The organism is Bacillus swezeyi (assembly GCF_030908325.1).
GTDB classification, from domain to species: Bacteria; Bacillota; Bacilli; order Bacillales; family Bacillaceae; genus Bacillus; species Bacillus swezeyi.
Genome location: NZ_CP133085.1, coordinates 4,078,266 through 4,102,766, shown reverse-complemented (window position 1 = coordinate 4,102,766; position 24,501 = coordinate 4,078,266). Strand labels below are relative to the sequence as shown.

26 protein-coding genes are annotated in these 24,501 nt (G+C 45.2%); 24 read left to right on the top strand and 2 right to left on the bottom strand.

What is annotated here, in order from left to right; translation table 11 throughout:
* The first annotated feature begins 16 nt into the window (after positions 1-16).
* The 24 genes from spoIIR to RBH91_RS20425 all read left to right on the top strand — a co-directional run bounded on the left by spoIIR (position 17) and on the right by RBH91_RS20425 (position 20,776).
* On the top strand, positions 17-664 hold the full coding sequence (spoIIR, locus tag RBH91_RS20540) for a stage II sporulation protein R (RefSeq protein ID WP_076760237.1): 648 nt from the start codon (positions 17-19) through the stop codon (positions 662-664).
* Between the two features lie 386 nt (positions 665-1,050).
* Positions 1,051-1,494: a GNAT family N-acetyltransferase gene (locus RBH91_RS20535; RefSeq protein ID WP_076759327.1), complete on the top strand. Its 444-nt coding sequence runs from the start codon at positions 1,051-1,053 to the stop codon at positions 1,492-1,494.
* Between the two features lie 158 nt (positions 1,495-1,652).
* Positions 1,653-2,696, top strand: a complete 1,044-nt coding sequence (locus RBH91_RS20530) for an L-threonylcarbamoyladenylate synthase (RefSeq protein ID WP_307892758.1) — start codon at positions 1,653-1,655, stop codon at positions 2,694-2,696.
* Between the two features lie 75 nt (positions 2,697-2,771).
* The gene (locus tag RBH91_RS20525) at positions 2,772-3,332 is read left to right on the top strand and encodes a manganese efflux pump MntP (protein WP_148956901.1); all 561 of its coding nucleotides are present in this window, start codon (positions 2,772-2,774) and stop codon (positions 3,330-3,332) included.
* A gap of 148 nt (positions 3,333-3,480) precedes the next feature.
* Positions 3,481-3,933, top strand: a complete 453-nt coding sequence (locus RBH91_RS20520) for a low molecular weight protein arginine phosphatase (RefSeq protein WP_076759317.1) — start codon at positions 3,481-3,483, stop codon at positions 3,931-3,933.
* Positions 3,934-4,089: 156 nt separating this feature from the next.
* On the top strand, positions 4,090-4,539 hold the full coding sequence (gene rpiB, locus RBH91_RS20515; RefSeq protein ID WP_148956899.1) for a ribose 5-phosphate isomerase B: 450 nt from the start codon (positions 4,090-4,092) through the stop codon (positions 4,537-4,539).
* Positions 4,540-4,554: 15 nt separating this feature from the next.
* Positions 4,555-5,097, top strand: coding sequence for a TIGR01440 family protein (locus RBH91_RS20510; protein WP_307892757.1), 543 nt, complete (start codon positions 4,555-4,557; stop codon positions 5,095-5,097).
* A 234-nt stretch (positions 5,098-5,331) separates the two neighbouring features.
* The gene (gene glyA / locus RBH91_RS20505; RefSeq protein ID WP_307892756.1) at positions 5,332-6,579 is read left to right on the top strand and encodes a serine hydroxymethyltransferase; all 1,248 of its coding nucleotides are present in this window, start codon (positions 5,332-5,334) and stop codon (positions 6,577-6,579) included.
* Positions 6,580-6,709: 130 nt separating this feature from the next.
* Positions 6,710-7,339, top strand: coding sequence for a uracil phosphoribosyltransferase (upp, locus tag RBH91_RS20500; RefSeq protein ID WP_076759310.1), 630 nt, complete (start codon positions 6,710-6,712; stop codon positions 7,337-7,339).
* Positions 7,340-7,740: 401 nt separating this feature from the next.
* Complete coding sequence (locus tag RBH91_RS20495) at positions 7,741-8,124, top strand: ATP synthase subunit I (protein ID WP_076759308.1); 384 nt, start codon at positions 7,741-7,743, stop codon at positions 8,122-8,124.
* Between the two features lie 7 nt (positions 8,125-8,131).
* The gene (atpB, locus tag RBH91_RS20490) at positions 8,132-8,863 is read left to right on the top strand and encodes a F0F1 ATP synthase subunit A (RefSeq protein WP_076759305.1); all 732 of its coding nucleotides are present in this window, start codon (positions 8,132-8,134) and stop codon (positions 8,861-8,863) included.
* Between the two features lie 48 nt (positions 8,864-8,911).
* Positions 8,912-9,124 carry a F0F1 ATP synthase subunit C gene (gene atpE / locus RBH91_RS20485; RefSeq protein ID WP_020453260.1) on the top strand — a complete coding sequence of 71 codons (213 nt, stop codon included), beginning with the start codon at positions 8,912-8,914 and terminating at the stop codon, positions 9,122-9,124.
* 152 nt (positions 9,125-9,276) lie between these two features.
* Positions 9,277-9,795, top strand: coding sequence for a F0F1 ATP synthase subunit B (gene atpF, locus RBH91_RS20480; protein ID WP_307892753.1), 519 nt, complete (start codon positions 9,277-9,279; stop codon positions 9,793-9,795).
* The gene (locus RBH91_RS20475) at positions 9,792-10,346 is read left to right on the top strand and encodes a F0F1 ATP synthase subunit delta (RefSeq protein WP_076759299.1); all 555 of its coding nucleotides are present in this window, start codon (positions 9,792-9,794) and stop codon (positions 10,344-10,346) included. Before atpF ends, RBH91_RS20475 begins: the two co-directional genes overlap by 4 nt.
* Positions 10,347-10,353: 7 nt before the next feature.
* Positions 10,354-11,862, top strand: a complete 1,509-nt coding sequence (gene atpA, locus RBH91_RS20470; protein ID WP_076759297.1) for a F0F1 ATP synthase subunit alpha — start codon at positions 10,354-10,356, stop codon at positions 11,860-11,862.
* Between the two features lie 89 nt (positions 11,863-11,951).
* Positions 11,952-12,806 carry an ATP synthase F1 subunit gamma gene (gene atpG / locus RBH91_RS20465; RefSeq protein ID WP_076759293.1) on the top strand — a complete coding sequence of 285 codons (855 nt, stop codon included), beginning with the start codon at positions 11,952-11,954 and terminating at the stop codon, positions 12,804-12,806.
* Between the two features lie 25 nt (positions 12,807-12,831).
* Positions 12,832-14,253 carry a F0F1 ATP synthase subunit beta gene (gene atpD / locus RBH91_RS20460; protein ID WP_076759290.1) on the top strand — a complete coding sequence of 474 codons (1,422 nt, stop codon included), beginning with the start codon at positions 12,832-12,834 and terminating at the stop codon, positions 14,251-14,253.
* Between the two features lie 23 nt (positions 14,254-14,276).
* Entirely contained in the window at positions 14,277-14,672 is a 396-nt protein-coding gene (locus RBH91_RS20455) for a F0F1 ATP synthase subunit epsilon (protein ID WP_076759287.1), read from the top strand.
* A 379-nt stretch (positions 14,673-15,051) separates the two neighbouring features.
* Positions 15,052-15,285 carry a DUF1146 family protein gene (locus tag RBH91_RS20450; protein ID WP_307892752.1) on the top strand — a complete coding sequence of 78 codons (234 nt, stop codon included), beginning with the start codon at positions 15,052-15,054 and terminating at the stop codon, positions 15,283-15,285.
* Positions 15,286-15,415: 130 nt separating this feature from the next.
* Positions 15,416-16,156 carry a YwmB family TATA-box binding protein gene (locus RBH91_RS20445; RefSeq protein ID WP_307892751.1) on the top strand — a complete coding sequence of 247 codons (741 nt, stop codon included), beginning with the start codon at positions 15,416-15,418 and terminating at the stop codon, positions 16,154-16,156.
* Between the two features lie 32 nt (positions 16,157-16,188).
* Positions 16,189-17,499, top strand: coding sequence for a UDP-N-acetylglucosamine 1-carboxyvinyltransferase (gene murA, locus RBH91_RS20440; protein ID WP_307892750.1), 1,311 nt, complete (start codon positions 16,189-16,191; stop codon positions 17,497-17,499).
* Positions 17,500-17,695: 196 nt separating this feature from the next.
* Complete coding sequence (gene spoIID / locus RBH91_RS20435; RefSeq protein WP_307892749.1) at positions 17,696-18,712, top strand: stage II sporulation protein D; 1,017 nt, start codon at positions 17,696-17,698, stop codon at positions 18,710-18,712.
* 311 nt (positions 18,713-19,023) lie between these two features.
* A complete protein-coding gene (locus tag RBH91_RS20430; protein ID WP_076759278.1) occupies positions 19,024-19,716 on the top strand; it encodes a VWA domain-containing protein in 693 nt (230 codons plus the stop codon).
* A gap of 367 nt (positions 19,717-20,083) precedes the next feature.
* On the top strand, positions 20,084-20,776 hold the full coding sequence (locus tag RBH91_RS20425; RefSeq protein WP_076760235.1) for a VWA domain-containing protein: 693 nt from the start codon (positions 20,084-20,086) through the stop codon (positions 20,774-20,776).
* A gap of 68 nt (positions 20,777-20,844) precedes the next feature.
* On the opposite strand, the gene RBH91_RS20420 is transcribed toward RBH91_RS20425, so the two are convergent.
* Positions 20,845-23,196, bottom strand: a complete 2,352-nt coding sequence (locus tag RBH91_RS20420) for an FdhF/YdeP family oxidoreductase (RefSeq protein WP_307892747.1) — start codon at positions 23,194-23,196, stop codon at positions 20,845-20,847.
* A gap of 44 nt (positions 23,197-23,240) precedes the next feature.
* A complete protein-coding gene (locus RBH91_RS20415; RefSeq protein ID WP_307892746.1) occupies positions 23,241-24,494 on the bottom strand; it encodes an L-lactate MFS transporter in 1,254 nt (417 codons plus the stop codon).
* Between the last annotated feature and the right edge of the window lie 7 nt (positions 24,495-24,501).

Sequence of the window (24,501 nt, the reverse complement as noted above, 5' to 3'; positions counted from 1 at the left end):
AGGAACGGTGGGAAAAATGAAGAAATCATTTATGGCTTGTGTTTATATATTTCTTTTATTAATAGGAGCGATTGCCAACCTTGCGACAGAGGAGACGGCACAATCATCCGGCGGGGAGCCGGCCGTCATTCCGGATGAAGCGATTCGCTTGCGGATTTTGGCAAACAGCGACAGCGAGAGCGACCAAAACCTTAAACGCAAAATCAGAGATGAGGTCAACCAAGAGATCACGAAATGGGTAGAAGATTTGACTTCGATGAAGGAAGCGAGACAGGTCATCCGTTCAAAACTGCCTGAAATTAAAAAAATCGCAAAGGATGCTATGAAACGCGAGAATGCAAGTCAGTCAGTAGATGTCAACTTTGACAAAGTTTCATTCCCGACAAAATTGTACGGTAATATGGTCTATCCGGCCGGAGAGTATGAGGCTGTGTTAATTACGTTAGGAGAAGGTGAGGGAGCCAATTGGTGGTGCGTCCTGTTTCCGCCGCTGTGCTTTCTTGATTTTTCGAATGGAGAAGCCGTTAAATCACCTGATGAAGATCAAGCAGAAGAAGAAAAAACGACTGAAACGGATGCTTTGGCATTATCCGGTGAAGAAAAGGAAGAAGATAAAGAAGTGAAATTCTTTCTTGTCGAATGGTTTACAGGGCTTTTCTCGTGAAAAAGGCCGCTCCTTGCAGCTTAATCGGCAGGGGGACGGTCTTCGTTTTATTTGAACCATCTCAGTTTTTCAAGGATATTGATTTGTATGACGGGTGGTTATTCATGCGTATGCAATATGATATAATTTTCCAAAACGGCGTCGGGATTGAATTTGGCAGAGTCTATTCTTTGCATTTGCTGTGCGCCATTCAATGACACGGCAGAAGCGAATGAAGGAATTTTAAGAAAATGTCTAATCAGCAGCGGAAATCTTTATTTGTATTTTCCAATGGTTCCTGCTAATCAAAATTGACATAAGGGTAGCCGGGTTTCTTGCAAATCAAAAGGTATATTTTACTGTCGCCCTCATAGGTTGAATAGAGAAGCTAAAAACGGGGTGAAAAGATGTTCTATCAATTGAGGTTAGCAGAAGAGAAAGACATAAATGTGATTGAAGCTTTCTTAAAAGAAGCTGGGACGAGCCATAAAGGAATTGAGGAAAATAGGAGTCAGTTTATTATGATGGAAGATCCCCCAAACAAAATCGTCGCCTGCCTCGGAATGGAGGAATTAGAAAATGAAAAAGGGCTCTTGCGTTCTCTTGTCGTGTCTGACAAGCTGAGTCAAGGCCATATCGTCTCCCTGTTTCAAGGTATGCAGGTATTGTGCGAGAAGCGGGGGATTCATACATTATATCTGGTTGCCAACAACGGCACATCAATGGATTTCCTTGAAGTAATGGGGTTCAAGCGAGCAGGAAGCCTCCCTGAAGAACTTTGTGGATCTGAACACGTCTCAGATTCACTTAATGTAAGCGGAGCCGTTTTAATGGTGAAAACGCCGGGTTGACCATTTGACTTATACACAGAGATATCCACGGTTTCAAAAGCGTTATCCACAAAATGTGGACAACGCTTGTTTTCTTTTCCTTCATCTTTTATACTTTCAACAGGATTTACATGAAAAATTAACGTTTTTAGTGTTTTGTTAAGGGAGAATTGATGTTGATGAATACAAAGTTATGGACTGTGGATGTAAAAGAAGATTTGTCCACAAACTATCCACAAATTACACAAGCGGCCCGGCTGCTGCAGCAGAATGAAACGGTCGCATTTCCGACAGAGACCGTTTATGGGCTTGGGGCAAACGCGAAAAATAATGACGCCGTTGCCAAAATATATGAAGCCAAAGGGCGTCCGAGCGACAATCCCCTTATTGTCCACATTGCTGAAATTGAGCAGCTCAAAGAAATTGCAGAGGCGGATTCAGCTCAGGCTGAAACGCTTATGAAACATTTTTGGCCGGGGCCGCTGACAATTGTTTTACCTTGCAAGAAGGGCGTGTTATCCACAAGAGTGACAGCAGGTCTTGACACCGTGGCAGTCAGAATGCCTGATCATCCGGTAGCGCTTGAACTCATCAAAAGAGCCGGTGTTCCTGTGGCTGCTCCGAGTGCGAATTTATCAGGCAAACCAAGTCCGACCAAGGCGGAGCATGTCATCCACGATTTGAACGGCCGGATTGCAGGAGTAGTCGACGGCGGCCCCACCGGCGTTGGGGTGGAATCCACAGTTGTCTCCTGCACAGGAGATGTCCCGGTCATTTTAAGACCCGGCGGTGTGACGAAAGAGCAGCTCGAAGAAGCGGCTGGTCCAGTTTTAATTGATCAGGGAATCACGGACGAAAAAAAGGCCCCTTTGTCACCGGGGATGAAATATACTCATTATGCCCCGGAAGCGCCGCTCGCCATCATAAAGGGGAGCCATAAAAACATACAGCAGCTGATTGAGCAATATCAGAAAGATGGAATGAGAGTAGGGATTCTCACCACTGAGGAGCGGGCCGGCGCCTACCGTGCGGATGTCGTGCGAATTTGCGGCAGGAGAGACCGCTTGGAAACCGTTGCTGCCGGACTATATGACAGTCTCCGCAGTTTTGATGAAGAGAAACCCGATTTTATTTTCGCTGAGTCTTTCCCTGAGGAAGGCGTAGGCCGTGCGGTGATGAACCGATTGTTAAAAGCGGCCGGGCACCGTGTGATCGAGGCGTAGGGCGCCCTTCGTTTGTTCTATCCCTCTTTGGACGTGCATAGGCTAGAAAAGCTGGCGTGTCCAAGGGGGAATCTCATGAATGTAGACGTGTTAATAGGTGAAATTCTGACACTGAGTATCATGGCCTTTGCACTTGGCATGGATGCTTTTTCAGTGGGACTTGGAATGGGAATGGCCAAGCTGAGAAGAAGTCAAATTTTTCAAATCGGCGTCATCATTGGGCTATTCCATGTCATCATGCCGCTTGGCGGTATGATTGCAGGACAGTTTCTATCTGATGCGCTTGGAGCGCTTGCGGGTTATATTGGCGGAGCACTATTGCTGGTGCTCGGCATTCAGATGATTGCCGCATCTTTGAATAAAAGCGGAGAGCAGATGATTTCTCCAAACGGTTTCGGCTTATTCATTTTTGCTGTCGGCGTCAGTCTAGACAGTTTTTCGGTCGGCCTCAGCCTCGGTCTCTACGGAACGAAGCCGATTTTAACGATCTGTTTATTCGGACTTTTCAGCATGGTCTTAACATGGGCGGGACTTTTGCTCGGAAAAAAAGTCCAGTCATGGATCGGCGCATATAGTGAAGCGCTGGGCGGTGCGATTTTGCTCAGCTTCGGGCTGAAGCTTTTGCTGCCCATTTAAGCCGAATATGCGAAAGTCATCTTTCGTTTTGCCATAGTATAATGCAGACTCGGGAGAAGAGGGGGGAACCCCTCTTTTTATATTTCTGAAACGGATTTTATTATTTTTTGTCCAAATCCATTATAATAAAAGAAAGGAGTGAACGAGATTGAACATCTTATTTGTCTGTACAGGAAATACATGCCGCAGTCCCATGGCTGAAGTGCTTTTTAAATCGGCGGCATCCCGCAAAAAACTGGACGTCTCCGTCAAATCCGCCGGATTGTTTGCTCCTGAAAACGGAAAAGCTTCTTTATATGCAGTCGAGGCCCTTTTTGAGAAAAATATTGCCCTCAATCATTCATCGGCGAAGCTTTCTAAAGAAAAGGTCGAATGGGCTGACCTTGTTCTGACGATGACAGAGCAGCACAAACATTTGGCTGAACAGGAATATTCGGAGAGCAAAGACAAAATCTATACGCTGAAAGAGTATGTCAAAGGCGAAAACGGGGATATCTCTGATCCGTTTGGCGGCTCGCTCAGCGACTATCAAAAAACAAGGGATGAGCTTGGGCATTTATTAGAGGAGCTGGCAAAAAGGCTGTCTCGGAAATCAAAATAAAAGAAGCAGGTCAGGCAGCGTTTGCAAATCAAACTGCAGCGGGTAAAATAGACTTAATCAAAAATGAAGTCAGAGACGTTCTCAGACACAAGCTGCGTACTGTTCAACAGTCTCCGCAGACTCTTGGCGGCACATAAAACAAGGAGGAGTCATCCCATGAAAGTACTCATAGCTTCAGATCACGGCGGAATCAATATCAGAAAAGAAATTACATCTTTAATGGACGAATTGAACATTGAATATGAAGATTTAGGGTGTGAATGCGGTTCAGGGTCTGTGGACTACCCGGATTATGCATTTCCGGTCGCTCAAAAAGTAGCAAACGGGGAAGCGGACAGAGGCATTTTAATTTGCGGCACAGGAATCGGCATGAGCATTTCCGCCAATAAAGTAAAAGGCATCCGCTGCGCTCTTGTCCACGATGTATTCAGCGCCAAAATGACGAGAGAGCATAATGACACAAATGTTTTGGCGATGGGTGAAAGGGTAATCGGTCCGGGGCTGGCCCGGGAGATTGCAAAGGTTTGGCTTACCACGGAATTTTCTGCAGGGCGGCATGCCGTCCGCATCGGAAAGATCGCTGATTATGAAGACAAGAATGTATAAAGGGTGTCATGAAACATGGAAAATCTTGAACAGACATGGCGTTCTATTTTAGAGGAATTTGATAAAGAAGCGAATTTGCGTGCCGGTCAGATTGCTGTCATCGGATGCAGCACAAGCGAGGTGGCCGGAAGGCATATCGGTACATCCGGAAGCGAAGAAATCGCAGAAACGATCTACAAAGGCCTTGAGGAGCTTCAGCAAAAAACGGGTGCTGCGCTTGCTTTTCAATGCTGCGAACATTTAAACAGATCACTGGTTGTTGAAGAAGAAACGGCCGCGGCTTGGCGCCTTCCGATCGTTTTTGCCGTTCCGATGCCGAAGGCTGGAGGATCGATGGCTTCATACGCGTATAAACATATGAAAGCTCCGGTGCTTGTCGAGCGGATAGAGGCTGATGCAGGCATCGACATAGGGGATACGTTCATAGGCATGCATTTAAAACCTGTGGCCGTTCCCGTCCGCGTATCAGAGAAGCAGCTTGGTGAAGCTCATGTGACACTTGCGCGGACAAGGCCTAAACTGATTGGCGGGGTGCGCGCCGTATATGAAGCGGAGTAGCTGAAAACGCCGAATGTGGAAAGAGAGTCGGTTATCCGGCTTTTTTCTTTTTTAAAATAATATTCTTAAAAAATGATATATCGAACTATATGAATCGTATAATCTTTTAATATTCGGTTTTTATCAAAATAAAAAACGATTTTCAAAAATAATCCCTTACATTTGCATGAAAAACCGTGTACAATGAGATGGTATAATAAACGAAATGGAAACAGATAGGAGAGGATCTCGCTGATGAAACATTTACCTGCGCAAGATGAACAAGTATTTAGCGCCATTCAAGATGAGCGGAAACGTCAACAGTCGAAGATTGAGCTGATTGCTTCGGAAAACTTTGTAAGTGAAGCGGTCATGGAAGCTCAAGGCTCCGTCTTAACAAATAAATATGCAGAAGGATATCCCGGGAAGCGTTACTATGGCGGATGTGAGTATGTAGACGTCGCAGAGGACATCGCACGGGACCGCGCGAAGCAAATTTTCGGCGCTGAACATGTGAACGTCCAGCCTCATTCCGGTGCACAAGCGAACATGGCCGTATACTTTACCATTTTGGAACACGGAGATACTGTGCTGGGAATGAATCTTGCCCACGGCGGACATTTAACGCACGGAAGCCCTGTTAACTTCAGCGGTGTCCAATACAACTTCGTAGAATACGGCGTTGACAAAGAAACGCAATATATTGACTACGATGATGTCCGCGAAAAAGCGCTTAAACATAAGCCGAAGCTTATCGTTGCCGGAGCGAGCGCATATCCTCGCACCATCGATTTTAAAAAGTTCCGTGAAATCGCAGACGAAGTCGGAGCCTATGTGATGGTTGACATGGCGCATATCGCCGGACTCGTGGCTGCAGGTCTTCACCCGAATCCTGTTCCTTATTCTGACTTTGTGACGACAACTACCCATAAAACACTGCGCGGACCGCGCGGCGGTATGATTCTTTGCCGTGAAGAGTTCGCAAAGAAAATCGATAAATCGATCTTCCCTGGAATTCAAGGCGGACCGTTGATGCACGTCATCGCGGCGAAGGCTGTTTCTTTTGGCGAAGCCTTAAAAGACGAATTCAAAACATACGCGCAAAATGTCATCGACAATGCGAAGCGCTTGGCTGAAACATTGAAAAAAGAGGGCGTTCAGCTCGTATCAGGCGGCACAGACAACCATCTTGTGCTGATCGACTTGCGTTCTCTCGGCCTTACAGGAAAAGTGGCCGAAAATGTGCTTGATGAAGTCGGGATTACCGTCAACAAAAATGCGATTCCGTATGATCCTGAAAAACCGTTTGTAACAAGCGGAATCCGTGTCGGTACAGCGGCGGTCACAAGCCGCGGCTTTGACCTGGAAGCAATTGAAGAAGTGGGAGCCATTATCGCGCTCGCTCTTAAAAACCACGAAGACAAAGCAAAGCTTGAAGAAGCAAAACAGCGTGTAGAAGCATTGACAGACAGATTTCCTTTATATACTGGATTAGATTATTAAGAAGAATTCCGGCCGCTCCTTGTGATAGGGGCGGCTTTTGTCATAAATTTGCATCTTGATTTTTGTTGAAACCTGCCGTTTTTTTATGTAGAATCAATAGAAGTGTGAAAAAAAGGAGCTGAAAACGGATATGGGAAAGGTATACGTGTTTGATCACCCTCTTATACAGCATAAGCTTACATATATCCGGGACGTAAAGACCGGAACAAAAGAATTCAGAGAGCTTGTTGATGAGGTTGCAACACTGATGGCTTTTGAAATTACGCGCGATCTTCCGCTCCAGGAAGTCGATGTGGAAACGCCTGTTCAAATGGCTAAATCAAGCGTGATCGCCGGGAAAAAACTTGGGGTTGTTCCGATTCTCAGAGCTGGGCTGGGAATGGTGGACGGAATTTTGAAGCTGATTCCTGCAGCAAAAGTCGGCCATGTCGGACTTTATCGTGATCCTGAAACATTGAAGCCTGTTGAATACTATGTCAAGCTTCCATCCGATGTCGAAGAACGTGAATTCATCGTTGTCGATCCGATGCTTGCAACCGGCGGTTCAGCAGTAGAAGCGCTGAACAGCTTGAAGAAACGCGGCGCGAAAAATATCCGTTTTATGTGCCTGATTGCTGCCCCGGAAGGTGTGGACGAATTTCAGAAGCATCATCCTGACGTTGACATTTACATTGCAGCTTTGGATGAAAAACTAAATGAAAAAGGATATATCGTTCCCGGTTTGGGCGACGCCGGAGACCGGATGTTCGGAACGAAATAATCAAAAGAAAATCCTGAAAAAGGGTTTTCTTTTTTTGTGATTTATACCATAATTATACATGCGTGTCTTGAATAAGGCATATTTGTGAACATTTTGTGAGAAGCTGTCTGATTATGAATATTTTTTTAACTTTAAACAGATTGACACCTTAGGGGGGCTATTGTATGCTAAAATAGGCTATTATGATAAGGTTTTCATAGCGGTTATCATAATGACCAGTCCTCTGTGAAAAATCCTTTGAAAACCCCATATTGGCAGGCGACAGACAAAATATCGGCTCGTGCATTATCGGGTTGTGTGAAGTCTTGAACAGAACGCATTGTTCTGTAAAATGGTCAACCGCCTAGTTTACCGTAATCGTAAGATAGATTTTTAAAAATTTTACATCAGGAGCGTATTTGATGACCGATGCGAGTCTTTCATTCCGTAGGCAACAAAAATATATGATATATATTTTAGCAGTCTGCGTGTTAGGCTATGGAGTTTTGCCATACCAGGCGATTTTTTTAGGCTTGATTACCGGCACTGTTTTCAGTTATTTCAATCTTTGGCTGCTGACGAAAAGAATGCAGGCTTTTGATAAAGCAGTGGCAAAAGGCAAAATGATCCGTTCTCTCGGGACTGCCTCCAGGCTGTGCAATGCCATCATCGCGGCGGCCATTGCCTTTAAATATCCTGAATATATTCATTTGGCAGGCGTCATTGTGGGGTTGATGACAATTTATCCTGTCATTATGATAGATTCCTTTATCCAGCTAAAACGTTCATCAATGGAAGAGAGGTGAAGACCCTTTGCACGAATCAAGAGTTGTTAACTTTTTAGGCCTTAACTTTGATGTATCAAGTATCTTAATGATTACTGTGACAAGCATCATCGTCTTTCTGATAGCGGTGCTGACCACAAGAACACTCGCGATCCGGCCGACGAAAGCTCAGAACTTTATGGAGTGGATTGTCGACTTTGTTCGCAATATTATCGGCAGCACAATGGATCTTAAAGTCGGCAGAGACTTTCTCGCCCTTGGCGTAACACTGCTGATGTACATATTTGTTGCCAACATGCTCGGCCTTCCGTTTTCCATTACAGTAGGCCATGAATTATGGTGGAAATCCCCGACAGCCGATCCGGCGGTTACTTTAACCCTCGCCGTAATGGTTATGGGGCTTACTCATTATTACGGAGTAAAAAGAAAAGGGGTTGGGGAGTATACCAAAGAATTTTTCAGACCGATTCCATATTTAGTGCCGCTGAAAATCATTGAAGAATTTGCGAATACATTAACATTGGGATTGCGTCTTTACGGTAATATTTTCGCCGGCGAAATACTGCTCGGCCTTCTTGCCGGACTGGCAACCAACTTCTATTCTCAAAGCATTTTCCTGGGGCTGGTTGGAACCATTGGTGCGGTTGTGCCGATGCTTGCATGGCAGGCGTTCAGCTTGTTCATAGGTACAATCCAGGCATTCATTTTTACGATGTTAACGATGGTTTACATGTCCCACAAGGTTAGTCATGAACATTAAAAAAAAGACATATCCGATAAGGATAACAATTAAAGGAGGAACTTTTTCATGAATTTAATAGCAGCTGCAATCGCAATTGGATTAGGTGCACTTGGTGCAGGTATTGGTAACGGATTGATCGTATCCCGTACGGTGGAAGGAATCGCACGCCAGCCTGAAGCTGGTAAAGAATTAAGAACGCTTATGTTCATCGGGGTAGCATTGGTTGAGGCCCTTCCGATTATCGCTGTTGTTATCGCGTTCTTAGCATTCTTCGGCTAAAACTTATATAACTAGTAAATGGCGAAGATCACTGCAGGAGGCCTTCGCCATTGCTTTATGGTTGCTTGAACTGTCACGATCGCCTGAAGAAGAACCCTCTTTTTCTGACGGTCTGGAAGAGATAATCTGCAAGAAGGGAGTTGCCGTATTCGATGTCTTTTTTACCACAGGTTATGGGAGCAGGAGTAGGGTTTAACGCCGGAACGATGTTGTTCCAGCTTATTGCCATGTTGATTTTATTAGCGCTCTTGAAGAAATACGCTTTAGGGCCGCTATTAAATATAATGAAAGAGCGTGAAGACTACATCACAGAAGAAATCACCTCTGCTGAGAAAAAGAATGAAGAAGCCAAAAAGCTCATTGAAGAGCAGCAGGCGCTTTTGAAAGAAGCTCGTGAAGAATCCCATTCGCTGATTGAAAATGCGAAAAAACTGGGAGAACAGCAAAAAGATGAGATCATGAAGGCTGCGCGTCAGGAAGCTGACCGCATGAAAGAATCAGCGAGAAGCGAAATCGTCAAAGAAAGAGACCAGGCAGTCAGTGCCCTGCGTGAGCAGGTTGCTTCATTGTCTGTGATGATTGCTTCAAAAGTCATTGAAAAAGAACTGGACGAACAAGCCCAGGAAAAATTGATCCAGGATTATCTTAAAGAAGTAGGAGAAAGCCGATGAGTCAATCAGCTGTCTCCAAACGCTATGCAGCCGCTCTGTTTGACATTGCGCTTGAATCCAAGCTTGTCAATGAAATAGAGGAAGAGCTGACCGTCGTTAAGAAGATGTTTATTGATCATAAAGAGCTCAATGCCGTGCTGAGCCATCCTAAAGTACCGACAGAAAAGAAAAAGCAGATTTTGAAAGACTCGTTCGGATCTGTTTCGACCGCAGTCTTACATACACTTTATCTCCTTGTCGACCGCAGCCGCACGCCGATCGTCCCGGATCTGGCGGACGAATATGTCAAAATGGCAAACCGGTTCCGCCAGACGGAAGATGCGATTGTGTATTCTGTAAAACCGCTCAGTGAAGAGGAGATTTCCTCTTTTTCTAAAGTGTTTGCAAAAAAAGCCGGAGCCGCTTCCTTGCGCGTCAGGAATGAAGTGAATCCGGATCTCATAGGCGGAGTGAAAATCCGCATTGGAAACCGCATTTATGACGGCAGTATCAGCGGAAAGCTTGCCCGCATCGAACGTCAACTAGCAGGTGAAAATCGAAAGAAGGGGTGAAACCTAAGTGAGCATCAAAGCTGAAGAAATTAGCACTCTTATTAAACAGCAAATTGTAAATTATGAGTCTGAAATAGAAGTTCACGACGTAGGTACGGTTATTCAGGTTGGTGACGGCATCGCACGCGTACACGGCCTTGATAACTGTATGGCAGGTGAGCTTGTCGAATTTTCAAACGGTGTGATGGGCTTGGCTCAGAACCTTGAAGAATCAAACGTAGGTATCGTTATTTTAGGACCTTACAAAGAGATCCGTGAAGGCGATGAAGTCAAACGGACCGGGCGGATTATGGAAGTTCCTGTCGGTGAAGAGCTGCTTGGCCGCGTTGTCAATCCGCTCGGTCAGCCAGTAGATGGACTCGGTCCAGTCTTAACAAGCAAAACGCGTCCGATTGAAAGTCCGGCGCCGGGTGTTATGGACCGTAAATCCGTCCATGAACCGCTTCAAACCGGAATCAAGCCAATCGATGCGTTAATTCCGATCGGCCGCGGTCAGCGTGAGCTGATTATCGGGGACCGTCAAACGGGAAAAACATCGATTGCGATTGATACGATCCTCAACCAAAGAGATCAGGATATGATTTGTATCTATGTTGCGATCGGACAAAAAGAATCAACAGTCCGCGGTGTTGTTGAAACACTTCGCAAAAAAGGCGCTCTTGACTATACCATCGTTGTGACAGCTTCCGCTTCACAGCCTGCTCCTTTATTGTATCTTGCGCCATATGCAGGGGTAACGATGGGAGAAGAATTTATGTACAACGGCAAGCACGTTTTGGTTGTGTATGATGACCTTTCAAAACAGGCAACTGCATACCGTGAACTGTCCTTGCTTCTTCGCCGTCCTCCAGGCCGTGAAGCATTCCCTGGGGATGTATTCTACCTGCACTCCCGCTTGCTTGAGCGCGCTGCAAAACTGAGCGACGCAAAAGGCGGAGGATCTTTAACGGCATTGCCGTTTGTTGAAACACAAGCCGGCGATATTTCCGCTTATATTCCGACAAACGTCATTTCAATCACAGACGGACAAATCTTCCTGCAATCTGATTTATTCTTCTCAGGTGTACGTCCGGCCGTCAACCCTGGTTTATCGGTATCGCGTGTCGGGGGATCTGCGCAAATCAAAGCGATGAAGAAAGTTTCCGGTACCCTTCGTCTTGATTTGGCTTCTTATCGTGAGCTTGAATCATTCGCACAGTTTGGATCTGACTTGGATAAAGCGACACAGGCCAAGCTGAACCGCGGTGCCCGCACAGTTGAAGTACTTAAGCAGGATCTGAATCAGCCGCTTCGCGTTGAAAAGCAGGTCGCGATTCTTTATGCCCTGACAAAAGGATTCCTTGATGATGTGCCTGTTGAGGACATCAGACGCTTTGAAGAAGAATTCTTTATGTATCTCGATCAAAACCATAAAGAAATGCTCGATTCAATTGCGAAAACAGGAAACCTTCCTGCGGACGAGGAAATGACAGGTGCGCTCGAGGGCTTTAAACGCACATTTGCACCAAGCAACTAAAAAATAAGAAGTGAGAAAAAGATTTTCTTTTTCTCTCTTTTTCACGTAAATTCGAAGTGAATTTGAAAACAAAAAGGTGGTGAAACCTTTTGGCATCATTACGGGATATTAAATCCAGGATTACTTCAAATAAAAAAACGAGTCAAATCACCAAAGCCCAGCAAATGGTTTCTGCTTCAAAGCTGAACCGGGCTGAGAACAACGCTAAATCATTCGTTCCTTATATGGAAAAAATGCAGGAAGTCGTTGCGGATATTGCGCTTGGATACTCTGGAACACATCCGATGATGTCCAGCCGACCTGTCAAACGGACCGGCTATCTTGTGATCACATCTGACCGTGGCTTAGCCGGAGCTTTTAACGCAAACGTTCTCCGCAAAGCTTATCAAAAGATCCAGGAGCGTCATCAATCAAAAGATGAGTATGCGGTTATCGCCGTCGGAAAAATGGGCCGGGATTTCTTTAAAAAACGCGGGATTCCCGTCATCTCTGAAATAACAGGGATCAGGGACGAAGTTTCATTCCCTGAGATCAAGGATTTGGCAAACAGTACGGTACAAATGTTTATCGATGAAACCTTTGATGAACTGTATTTGTTCTATAACCACTATGTCAGCGCCATTTCCCAAGAGGTAACGGAGAAAAAACTATTGCCTCTAACAGATATTGCACCAAACAAAAAAAGGACTTCATACGAATTTGAACCGGACGAAGAAGAAATTTTGGAAGCGCTCCTGCCTCAGTACGCTGAGAGCTTGATTTTTGGCGCGATTCTAGACAGTAAAGCGAGCGAACACGCTGCGAGAATGACAGCGATGAAGAATGCCACGGACAATGCGAAAGAGCTTATCGCTGATCTTGAACTGTCATACAACCGCGCCCGTCAGGCGTCGATTACACAGGAAATCACGGAAATTGTCGGCGGTGCAGCTGCCTTAGAATAGAAAAAGTTTGTCAGGAGGGATAGAGATGAAAAAAGGACGCGTTAGCCAAGTAATGGGACCAGTCGTTGACGTTCGTTTTGAAGACGGTCACTTACCTGAGATTTATAATGCGATTAAAATTTCACATAAAGCGCAGAACGAGAATGAAGTAGATATCGAACTCACCCTTGAAGTTGCGCTTCATCTGGGTGATGATTCAGTACGTACGATTGCGATGGCTTCTACTGACGGTGTTACACGCGGGATGGAAGCAGTCGACATGGGAGAACCAATCTCCGTTCCGGTTGGAAATGTGACACTCGGACGCGTATTCAATGTACTCGGAGAAAACATTGATTTGGATGAACCGCTCTCAGCTGATACTTCCAAAGATCCGATTCACAGAGAAGCTCCTACGTTCGATCAGCTCTCAACAGAGGTTGAGATTTTAGAGACGGGGATTAAAGTTGTCGACTTGCTTGCACCATACATTAAAGGCGGAAAGATCGGTCTTTTTGGAGGTGCGGGAGTTGGTAAAACCGTATTGATTCAGGAGCTTATCAACAACATCGCTCAAGAGCACGGGGGTATCTCCGTATTCGCAGGTGTCGGAGAGCGTACACGTGAAGGAAATGACCTTTACTATGAAATGAAAGACTCCGGCGTTATCGAAAAAACAGCGATGGTTTTCGGTCAGATGAACGAACCGCCTGGTGCGCGGATGCGCGTTGCCCTGACCGGATTGACAATGGCCGAACATTTCCGTGATAAAGAAGGCCAGGACGTATTGTTCTTTATCGATAATATCTACCGGTTTACTCAAGCCGGATCTGAAGTATCCGCTCTTCTTGGCCGCATGCCTTCAGCGGTTGGATATCAGCCGACGCTTGCGACTGAAATGGGTCAGCTTCAGGAACGGATCACATCTACCAACGTCGGTTCTGTTACATCCATTCAGGCGATTTACGTCCCTGCGGATGACTATACTGACCCGGCACCGGCTACAACGTTCGCTCACTTGGATGCGACGACAAACCTTGAACGTAAGCTGTCTGAAATGGGAATCTATCCTGCGGTTGACCCGCTGGCTTCAACTTCCAGGGCGCTTGCACCTGAAATCGTCGGAGAAGAGCATTATCAAGTGGCACGTCAAGTTCAGCAAATCCTGCAGCGCTATAAAGAACTTCAGGACATCATTGCGATTCTCGGAATGGATGAGCTTTCTGACGAGGATAAGCTTGTCGTAAGCCGTGCGCGACGCGTACAATTCTTCCTTTCGCAAAACTTCCACGTAGCTGAACAGTTTACAGGACAAAAAGGTTCTTATGTCCCTGTCAAAGAAACTGTAAAAGGCTTTAAAGAAATCCTTGAAGGTAAGTATGACAACCTTCCAGAGGATGCTTTCCGTCTTGTCGGCCGAATTGAAGAAGTTGTCGAGAAAGCGAAAGAACTGGGTGTAGAAGTCTAATCTGGTCCTAGGAGGGTAAAAGCATGAAGACCTTAAAAGTCAATATCGTTACTCCCGACGGCCCAGTATACGATGCGGATATAGAAATGGTAAGCGTACGAGCAGAGAGCGGTGAGCTTGGTATTTTACCCGGCCATATCCCGACGGTTGCTCCGCTAAAAATTGCTGCAGTCCGTCTAAAAAAAGACGGTCAAACTGAGCTGGTTGCCGTCAGCGGGGGAATAGTGGAAGTACGCCCTGATCATGTCACCATTCTGGCCCAGACGGCAGAAACATCTGAAGATATTGATAAAGAACGTGCCCAGGCTGCAAAGCGGCGTGCTGAGGAACGTTTGCAAAAACAATCGCCAGATATTGACATCGTTCGGGCAGAGCTTGCTTTAAAACGTGCGATTAATCGATTAGATATTGCGAAATAACGATGTGGATCCTTCCCATGGGAAGGATCTTTTATTATCAAGATAATTGTTGAAAAAAGTTCACAAATTGTTCACCTTTTTTATCTGAATCTATCTATAATCAAAACTGTAAGCTATTTTCTCTTCCAACTGTATGAGGAAGTGAGATGCATTTACTTGGTGCTCACAAAAAGAAAACACTCCTAAACACACTCCTCAGGTAACAGGGGATCACTCCACCTATGGAAAAATGTTCTATGCATCATTGTATTAACATCAAACATCAAAACTGATAAAATGACTTGAAATGATCAGCATGATTCCTTATCCTACAGCAGAAGAGACTAGGATGCCGGACGATATATAAAGCCGGCTTCAACATAAGGAGGTGTCATCAATAATGGGAGAGATTGGACAACAGGCTGCTGTCAGTATCTTCGTTCATCTTTTTTTTATTGCACTGACTTGGTGGGCTCTTCTGGCGGTCAACATCGATCCGCTTATCAGGAAAGGAAAAATCATTCAGGCGAGGCTATTGATGATCTTGATTACGATAGCCATCGGCTCCATCGTCAGTAATTTTTTCTTGGATTATCTTTATTATTCAAGACAGCTCCAAAATTTATTTTCATGATTGAACAATACAATATTTGGGAATGGACTAATGTGGGATAAAACTGCAAAAATGCGGGCTGACCTTGTTTTTCCACGTATGCTTTTCCTGCGATCCGTCAAAAATGGTGAGTAGGAGAGGATGATGCGAAATGAAGAAAAAACATACGGTTCACGCCCTTATTTTTATTGTGGTTTTATTTATGATCGTACATGTCTTTCAATCGCTTGATGCCGCGGGAAATACGCCGCTTGGACAGCTGGCGGAAGGGTTAAACCGCCATGACGTGAAGCTTGAGCAATGGACGCTTCACACAAAGAAACAGCTATCTCTGACTAAGGAAGATTTTTTTGCAAAAGTGAAACATTTCAAGAAGCAGCATCGACAATATGAATGGACTCTAACACAAGAAGACAGCACATTAGAAGCGACAGGCATATATACTGACAAAAAAAATCAAGTCAGATCAAAAATACATTTGGTCACTACCCACAAAAACCAGAGACTTGTTTCGTATTTATTATATGAGCAAAAAGGTGCGGGACCACGGGAAAACTGGAATGATACATATAAGCAGTTTGAACGGAATGCATTCGACATCATGCGAGAAAAGACCGCAATTTTTACTTGTCTAAAGGGCCAATTAAATGGTATGATGGATGTTGTTTTGCAAAAAAAAGCTAAAGAGCTGGTCAGTGAATTTAACGCAAAGACAGTTGAAGATTTAATCGAACCAAATTTCGTATCTGTTTCTGCCTATACTAACGAGTGGAAAGAATCCATCAAGACAGATAAACATCAAATGAATTTGCAAGTCTCGCTTAGAAATGCGGGAATGGGCGAAAAACTTACCGTCACGGTTGGCACACCAATCGTCACGACTGAATATTAATATAGAGAAATTGGGACGCGGAGGGGAATACCTTGGAAAAAATCATCGTCCGCGGCGGTCAAAAGTTAAACGGCACAGTCAAAGTTGAAGGAGCAAAAAATGCCGTTTTACCAGTTATCGCTGCATCTTTATTAGCCAGTGAAGAAAAAAGTGAAATATGTGATGTGCCTACGCTCTCCGATGTATATACGATTAACGAAGTGTTACGTCATTTAGGCGCAAATGTACATTTTGAGAATAATACAGTAACGGTTGATGCATCTCGCACTTTGTCAACTGAGGCTCCGTTTGAATATGTCAGAAAAATGCGCGCATCTGTATTGGTGATGGGCCCGCTTCTTGCTCGCACAGGTCATTCGAGAGTGGCGTTGCCTGGTGGATGTGCGATTGGATCAAGACCGATTGATCAACATTTGAAAGGCTTTGAAGCTATGGGGGCGACAATTAAGGTCGGAAACGGCTTTATTGAAGCGAAAGTGGAAGGCCGCCTTCAAGGAGCAAAAATTTACCTTGATTTCCCTAGTGTCGGAGCGACCGAAAACTTGATTATGGCTGCCGCTTTGGCAAATGGCACGACAACGCTGGAAAACGTTGCAAAAGAGCCTGAAATCGTCGATTTGGCTAACTATATCAATGCAATGGGCGGTAAAATTCGGGGTGCCGGTACAGGCACCATTAAAATTGAAGGTGTTAAAACGCTTCATGGCGCCAAGCATACCATTATTCCTGACCGGATTGAGGCAGGAACTTTCATGGTTGCCGCAGCGATTACTCAAGGGAACGTTTTGGTGCAAGGAGCTGTTCCTGAGCATTTAACATCTTTAATTGCGAAAATGGAAGAAATGGGCGTTCAGATTTTGGAAGAAGCCGACGGTCTTCGGATTATCGGACCTGCTGAACTGAAATCGATCGATTTAAAAACGATGCCTCATCCAGGTTTTCCGACTGATATGCAGTCACAGATGATGGCACTTTTAATGCGCGCAAATGGAACCAGCATGATCACAGAAACCGTATTCGAAAACCGCTTCATGCATGCGGAAGAATTCCGCCGTATGAACGGAGATATTAAAATTGAAGGACGCTCTGTCATCATTAACGGTCCTGTACAGCTTCAAGGCGCCGAGGTTGCCGCAACCGACCTGCGGGCTGGTGCAGCTCTTATTCTGGCAGGACTTGTCGCAGACGGCCATACACGCGTGACAGAATTGAAACACTTAGATCGTGGATATGTCAACTTCCATCAAAAACTTGCAGGCATTGGTGCTGATATTGAGCGTGTAAATGATGAAGAAGCGGTCCACCTTGAAAATAAAGAAGTGGTAACAGATTTAAATGCATAAACGAACACGAAATCAGTATGTCATATGGCATACTGATTTTTAATTTCAAGTATTCTATATCAGTATGTCTCCTCTATCTATCATTATGCACAAAAATCGTATTGCAAATACATATGTTCCGCTAAAAAGTACAGTCATAATAGCTTGTCCCCTCCCATAAAATGAAAGAGACAAAACAGAAATGGGGGCAGCTAATTTGAAACAGCTATTTATTGTACTAGCAGGAATATGCATGCTGATTTTACTCGTACCAACACTGCTTGTTCTACCTTTTCAAGGAGAATCCGGGATGCCAAAAACAAACCAGAACACTGTACAAAAGGAGGAAAAAAAGACAGCAACTTTAAAAGAGTCTCCCGTTTCGATTCCGGTCTACAGAACGGCTGACCGCCAAGTAGAAGACATTCCCCTTGAGGAGTATGTCATCGGGGTTGTCGCTTCAGAAATGCCTGCTGATTTTGATATGGAAGCCCTAAAAGCACAATCGCTTGCAGCGCGCACATATATCGTGAGGCAGATGGTATCAGATCAGGCTGTGCAGCCGCCAAAAGGTTCGCTTGTCGATGATACTCAAATGTTCCAGGTGTACAAAAGCAAATCAGAGCTTCAACAAATCTGGAAAAAGGATTATGATTGGAAAATAAAAAAGGTGACAGAAGCTGTTGCGAGTACACAAGGCAAGATTTTAACCTACGATCAGAAACCGATTGACGCTTCCTTTTTTTCCACCAGCAATGGCTATACAGAAAATGCCGAAGCCTATTGGACAAGTGATATTCCGTATCTTAAAAGCGTGAAGAGCTCCTGGGATAGAAAATCACCAAAATTTTTAAACCATAAAACGTTTACGGCGTCAGAATTTGAACAAAAACTCGGCGTCACGCTGCCAAACTCGAATGGTATCGGTGAGATTACCGAACGGACACCGGGAAAACGCGTGGCAACCGCCGTTATCAACGGTAAGAAGCTGGAAGGAAGAGACATCAGGGAAAAACTTGGGCTCAATTCGGCTGATTTTGATTGGAAGCGTAAAGGAGATCAAATTGTCGTGACCACGAGGGGTTATGGCCACGGAGTGGGAATGAGCCAATACGGAGCCCATTATATGGCGAAAGAAGGAAAGAAAGCCGAAGACATTGTCAAATATTATTACAAAGGAACGGCGATTTCGAATGCTGATCAATTTTTAAATAAATACATGGCGAAAAAATAAAAGGCGCCCTCGTGAGGAGCGCCTTTTTTTACTTGCATTTCAAATGTGTCATCATCATGAACGTACAGACATTTGTTACGCGATACAAATATTTCAAAAATAATAAGCCCGAGGACTCCCCGAACAGCGCCAAAAGACCGTTAATGATTCATAGACTGAAGATCATTCAGGTGATAATGACCATTTCAGATATTTGTTGTGTGCGGAAATCAATAACAAGGAAAAGGAGACATGCCCTATTTATTTCTTTCTAGTGTTCTTCTACGATAATAATGTGTTTAACGACCTAAAAATGAAAGGGGAATGGGAGAATGAGAAAAAAACTGACATTAGGGATTTTGACCGCGATGGTTTTAAGCCTAGGATCACCTGCGTTCGCAGCGGAAAAGAAACAGGAAGTAACTGTTGCCAAAGATGCACCTAACATTGCGATTATGCTTGATGCAAGCGGCAGTATGGCTAAAAAAATGAACGGGGTATCAAAATATGAGCTTGCCAAAAATGAGGCATTCAGCTTTGGCTCCAAGCTTGAAAACACGAATGTGCTAATGCGGGTTTTCGGTTCAGAGGGAAACAATAAAAACTCAGGAAAAGTACAATCCTGCAATGCAATCAGAGGTGTATACGGCTTCCAAATGTATGATGAACAAAGCTTCCGCAATTCATTAAATGGAATCGGACCAACAGGCTGGACACCAATTGCAAATGCACTTCAAGATGCAAAAAATGCTTTTGACCAGCTTAACAGCAACGGGAAAAACATTGTTTATCTGCTGACAGACGGTGAAGAAACTTGCGGCGGAAATCCGGTAAAAGTTGCAACAGAACTGCGCAAATCGGATCGCGACACAGTCGTCAATGTGATCGGCTTTGATTATGAAGGTGACTTCCACGGACAGTTGACAAGCATTGCAAAAGCTGGCGGCGGAGAGTACTTCCAAGCGAAAACCAAAAACGACATCAAAAAGATCTTTACTCAGGAAGCGATTGAGCTTTCTAAATAAATTGGAAAAAATCCGCGGACAGCTTCCGCGGATTTCCTATTGGTTCAAAAACTTGATGAAAGTCAAGTAAAACACTTTACAATTATTAAGTTACTGTGTCAGAACGATGAACCCCCCTGCATCCTTTGGAGGGGTTATTTGTCGAAACTGTTGTTTTAATGGGAAGAACATGCCCTTTTAGCAGACTTTTTTGATAGGTCTTAAGTGAAAGTGCCGTTCTATCATCGCATGTATTATGAAAAATTTGTGAATTTGAAAAGGAGATACGGCCTATTTATTTCTATCATGCCTTCTTTTACGATGTTGATGGACTTGTTCTGACGGGAACGGCTGGTCCAAATACAATTTTGAAAGGAATGTGATGATGATGAAAAAAAGGTTTACACTATTGACGACGTTCACCATGCTTTTGTCTTTAGCGCCAGCAGCTTTTGCGGCTGAAGACGGGAATGCTGCGGACAACAGCAAAAAAGATGTCAATGTTGCGGTTGTGCTTGATGCAAGCGGAAGCATGGCACAGAGGGTTGAAGGAGATAAGAAATTCGATATTGCCAAAGAATCCGTTACCGATTTTGCTGACCTGCTTCCAAGCGATGCGAATGTCATGCTGAATGTTTTCGGACATAAAGGCAACAATAAAAACTCAGGTAAAGAAGAATCGTGCGGCACAACTGAAACATTGTATGATCTGCAGCCGTTTTCAGCAAATGGATTTCAAAATTCTTTGAGCGGAATTAAGCCTACAGGATGGTCTCCGATCGCCAAATCTCTTTATGATGTAAAAGATGATCTTGCTGACAAAGACGGAAAAAATTATGTGTACATCGTGACAGACGGTGAGGAGACTTGCGGAGGAGATCCCGTTCAGGCGGCAAAAGATCTGCGCCAGTCCAATATTAAAACAATCGTGAACATCGTTGGTTTAGATGTGAAAACGGTTAAAGAAAAAGAAAAACTGAAAAAAGTAGCTAAAGCCGGCGGCGGCAAACTAATTGAGGCTGAATCAGCAAACGACTTTAAAAAAGTATGGAAAGAAGAAGGCGGGAAAATGTCCAAGTAATTCCGCGGGAAAGAGAGACGGATCAACTGTGCCGTCTCTTATCCCTTTTTCCGATGCTGATATCCTCTTTAATCGATCGTCATTTCAAGCTCTTCAATCCGTTTTTCTCTATAGCGCCGATCTTTTCTCGAATGGAATGTTTCGGCCTTTTCAATCATGACCATCGTGTTGTATTCCGGAATTTTGGCATCGTTTTCATATACGCCTTTAGGAATCAGGACATTTCCCTCTGGCCAGTAGACCGCTGTATTTCCGCGCTTCACATTTGCAAATTTGGCGCGTCCCTGGAAGGTTCCGAAGCGGTTGAACAGGACGATGGCCTCTCCCTCGCTAATATAGAGTTCCTCTGCATCTTGTTGATTGATCATCACATCGCAGCGATCTGCTGCATTAAAAGGATCTTTGTCACTGTAAATCATGGAATTGAACTGTTTTCCCCGTCTTGTCGTGACATAAAAACGGCCTTCCGCCTGTCTGTTTTCCGGAAGTTTGGCGGGAATCAAACGGCCTCTGCCGTCTGCTGTCGGACAAATGCCGGCTTCACAAAGCCAGGCTCCGCCCCATTGAAAGACATCTCCGCGTTCGTTCAAATGCTGAATGCCGTCATAATTCCGGTTGGCTGCGGCAATTTCATTGCGGATGTCTGCTGCGCTCGCAACATCAATCAGCTCTTTGTCTTCCGGCCGTACACGTTTGGCCAGATCGACATAAATGTCCCATTCCGGCCGGGCTTCACCGATACGCGGCCCTTTGATCTCAGGGCTGAAACAGACCATCCGCTCCGTACTCGTCGAGGTTCCGCCGCCAGGCTGTTCATATCTTGTCATTGCGGGAAGCACGATCACTTCCTCTTTCGCATCCACCAGTGTCGATGTGTTGAAAATGATGTCCTGGTGCACCCTGAGTTCAACCTCCTGCAATGCTTTCTCGATAAAAGCGGGATCTGGCATCGTTTCTAAAAAGTTGCCTCCGCTCGTATAAAACACTTTTACCTTTTTCCCGCTTTCGTCTGGAAGAAGCATGTTTTCAATCGTCTGACCAATCGTATCACCTTGCCATCGCGGAATATCAAAGCCCCAAATCTTCTCTATCCGTGCAGCATTTTCTTCATCAAAGTCACCGCCGGGGAGAACGAAGGGATCGGCTCCCATTTCTCCAGAGCCTTGAACACCGCTGTGACCCCTGATGGGCATGACGCCGCAATGTTTTCTTCCGATGAATCCCTGCAATAGAGCGAGGTTGGCAACCTGTGAAATGTTGTCTGTCGCAAAGCGGTGCTGGGTGAGGCCCATGCTCCAAATGAAAACACCGGTTTTCGCTTTGGCAAGCAATACAGCAAACTCTTTCATTCTTTCCTTCGATAAACCGGATGACGTTTCAAGCGCCTCCCAGTTTTGGCTTGCGATATGCTGCTTCAGCTCTGTGAAGCCGTTTGTGTGCGCATCGACAAAGGCGCGGTCCATGGCTGACCCGGGCGCTTCCCGTTCCATTTCAAACCAATGTTTCATTACTCCGTTCATAAAGGCGATATCACCGCCGATATTGACCTGATACACATCATCAGCGATTTTCGTGCCGAAAAGGGCGCTTTCAGGTATTGACGGAATCCAATAGTTTTCCATGGCGGGTTCTCTGTAGGGGTTGATCATGATGATTTTGGTCCCTGCTTTTTTAGCGGCATACATGTATTTTGTCGAAACAGGCTGGTTATTGGCGGCGACAGATCCCCAAAATACGAGGACATCTGTCCCGATCCAGTCTCGATAGCTGCAGCTTGAGGCGCCGATTCCCAGCGACCTCTTTAAAGCCGTTTTACTTGGGGAGTGGCAGATCCGTGATGCATTGTCAATGTTGTTCGTACCGATGAAGCGGGCTGCTTTTCCCGCTGTGTAATAGACTTCATTCGTGATGCCCCGCGCGGTTAAATAAAAGGCGAGCTGTCTTTTATCAATCGACTTGATTTTGTCTGCGATTCGGCTGAGCGCTTCATCCCAGGAGATTCTCGCAAAAGAGGCTTCGCCTTTTTTTCTTGATAATGGGTAAGGAATGCGCCCGAGTCTTCTAAGCTCTGTGCTGTCCAGCTTGCGGAGTTTTTCAATGTCTGCAAACAGCCATTTATCTTCAATTTCAGGCATTGTGTTTAAACGGAGGACATTCAGTCTTGTCGTACATAGATGAGGTCCTGTGAGCGTCTGATCGCGCAAGCCTGACACACCGAGTGCACAGCCGTCGCAAACGCCTTGCGTTAAAATTCTGTAGGCATACGATAGGTTGTCTTTATTGTCCCAAGCGGCTTTCATCGTATCTCTGATATGCTTTGGTTTTACTTTTCCAAGACCCATCGGCGCCCAGGATGCCCACAGTTTGGGAGCAGGCCTTTTATTCAGTTTCATTGGACCTTGGTGCTTCGTTTTTCCCATTTATTCACACTCTCCTTTCCTACAGAAAAACATCTGTCATCCTTTTACCGAGTTTGAGAATGGAACTTCGGTTTTTTTCTCAATTGCTTCATATCCATTCTGATGAATACTGATAGGAACAGGCCGACCCCGAACAGTATGGAAAATACCGTCAGACTTTGGCTGTAGCTCCCTGTTGCATCGCGAATCCATGAAGAGAACATCGGCCCCACAAGTCCGGCTGCCGCCCACGCGGTTAAAATGTATCCGTGGATGGCGCCAAGCTGTTTTGTGCCGAACAAATCTCCAATATAGGCCGGAATTGAAGCAAAGCCGCCTCCATAGCAAGTGTAGATCAGCGCCATCAAAATAGAGAAAATGACTTGGTCTCCAACAAACGGCAATAGCGGAAAAGCGATCAGTTGAATAGCAAAAAAAGCGGTATACGTATTCGGCCGTCCAATATAATCTGATACAGAAGCCCAGCCGATGCGTCCGAAACCGTTAAACGCACCTAAAACGCCAACGAGCGCAGCAGCAGCGGCGGCGGACATTCCTGTACTTTCCTGGGACAGCGGAGAAGCGATCGAGATGATGGCAATTCCGCATGTAACGTTAATAAAAAGCATAAACCATAAGTAATAAAACCGTTTCGTTTTAACAGCTTCGTTTGCTGTCAGCTGGGATAAATCCATGTTTTGCGCTTTACCGCTTTTTTTGGCAGATAATCCTTTAGGGACCCAGCTGTCTTCAGGGGGAGCCAAGTAAATGGAAGAGATCATCATCACCAGAAAGTAGCAAATGCCGAGAATAAAGAAGGTATTGGCAATGCCGACATTGATTATCAGCATCTGCATGATCGGACTGCTGATCAAAGCCGCAAAGCCAAATCCCATAATGGCAAGCCCTGTAGCCAGGCCGCGGCGGTCTGGAAACCACTTGACAAGGGAAGAAACAGGTGTGATATAGCCGACGCCAAGTCCGACGCCGCCAAAGACGCCGTAAAACAAATAGAGCAGAGGGAGGGAGCCGAGCTGAACAGCCACCCCGGAAAATGTCACACCGATGCCGAAAAAGAGGGCGGCGAGCATGCCGGATTTTTTCGGGCCGTGCTTTTCAACAAAGTGTCCTAAAAATGCAGCTGACAGGCCAAGAAATAAAATCGCGATACTAAACGTCAGACTAATTTGGCTCAGGCTCCAGCCGAATTGTTCTGCGAGCGGGTTTGTAAACACGCTCCATGCGTATACAGATCCGATAGATAAATGAATACCGACTGCGCATAGGGCAATGAGCCATCTGTTTTTCACTTTTTTCATTTGTAGT

Excerpts from the sequence above, each read along its gene's own strand:
- RBH91_RS20510 (WP_307892757.1), top strand. The coding sequence starts at position 4,555 with ATGGAAAATCTTGAACAGACATGGCGTTCTATTTTAGAGGAATTTGAT.
- RBH91_RS20495 (WP_076759308.1), top strand. The coding sequence starts at position 7,741 with ATGACCGATGCGAGTCTTTCATTCCGTAGGCAACAAAAATATATGATA.
- RBH91_RS20525 (WP_148956901.1), top strand. The coding sequence starts at position 2,772 with ATGAATGTAGACGTGTTAATAGGTGAAATTCTGACACTGAGTATCATG.
- RBH91_RS20455 (WP_076759287.1), top strand. The coding sequence starts at position 14,277 with ATGAAGACCTTAAAAGTCAATATCGTTACTCCCGACGGCCCAGTATAC.
- RBH91_RS20445 (WP_307892751.1), top strand. The coding sequence starts at position 15,416 with ATGAAGAAAAAACATACGGTTCACGCCCTTATTTTTATTGTGGTTTTA.
- RBH91_RS20450 (WP_307892752.1), top strand. The coding sequence starts at position 15,052 with ATGGGAGAGATTGGACAACAGGCTGCTGTCAGTATCTTCGTTCATCTT.
- RBH91_RS20420 (WP_307892747.1), bottom strand. The coding sequence starts at position 23,196 with ATGGGAAAAACGAAGCACCAAGGTCCAATGAAACTGAATAAAAGGCCT.
- rpiB (WP_148956899.1), top strand. The coding sequence starts at position 4,090 with ATGAAAGTACTCATAGCTTCAGATCACGGCGGAATCAATATCAGAAAA.
- RBH91_RS20430 (WP_076759278.1), top strand. The coding sequence starts at position 19,024 with ATGAGAAAAAAACTGACATTAGGGATTTTGACCGCGATGGTTTTAAGC.
- RBH91_RS20530 (WP_307892758.1), top strand. The coding sequence starts at position 1,653 with ATGAATACAAAGTTATGGACTGTGGATGTAAAAGAAGATTTGTCCACA.
- RBH91_RS20415 (WP_307892746.1), bottom strand. The coding sequence starts at position 24,494 with ATGAAAAAAGTGAAAAACAGATGGCTCATTGCCCTATGCGCAGTCGGT.
- RBH91_RS20425 (WP_076760235.1), top strand. The coding sequence starts at position 20,084 with ATGAAAAAAAGGTTTACACTATTGACGACGTTCACCATGCTTTTGTCT.
- glyA (WP_307892756.1), top strand. The coding sequence starts at position 5,332 with ATGAAACATTTACCTGCGCAAGATGAACAAGTATTTAGCGCCATTCAA.
- atpE (WP_020453260.1), top strand. The coding sequence starts at position 8,912 with ATGAATTTAATAGCAGCTGCAATCGCAATTGGATTAGGTGCACTTGGT.
- RBH91_RS20475 (WP_076759299.1), top strand. The coding sequence starts at position 9,792 with ATGAGTCAATCAGCTGTCTCCAAACGCTATGCAGCCGCTCTGTTTGAC.
- spoIIR (WP_076760237.1), top strand. The coding sequence starts at position 17 with ATGAAGAAATCATTTATGGCTTGTGTTTATATATTTCTTTTATTAATA.
- atpD (WP_076759290.1), top strand. The coding sequence starts at position 12,832 with ATGAAAAAAGGACGCGTTAGCCAAGTAATGGGACCAGTCGTTGACGTT.
- RBH91_RS20535 (WP_076759327.1), top strand. The coding sequence starts at position 1,051 with ATGTTCTATCAATTGAGGTTAGCAGAAGAGAAAGACATAAATGTGATT.
- upp (WP_076759310.1), top strand. The coding sequence starts at position 6,710 with ATGGGAAAGGTATACGTGTTTGATCACCCTCTTATACAGCATAAGCTT.
- atpF (WP_307892753.1), top strand. The coding sequence starts at position 9,277 with ATGTCTTTTTTACCACAGGTTATGGGAGCAGGAGTAGGGTTTAACGCC.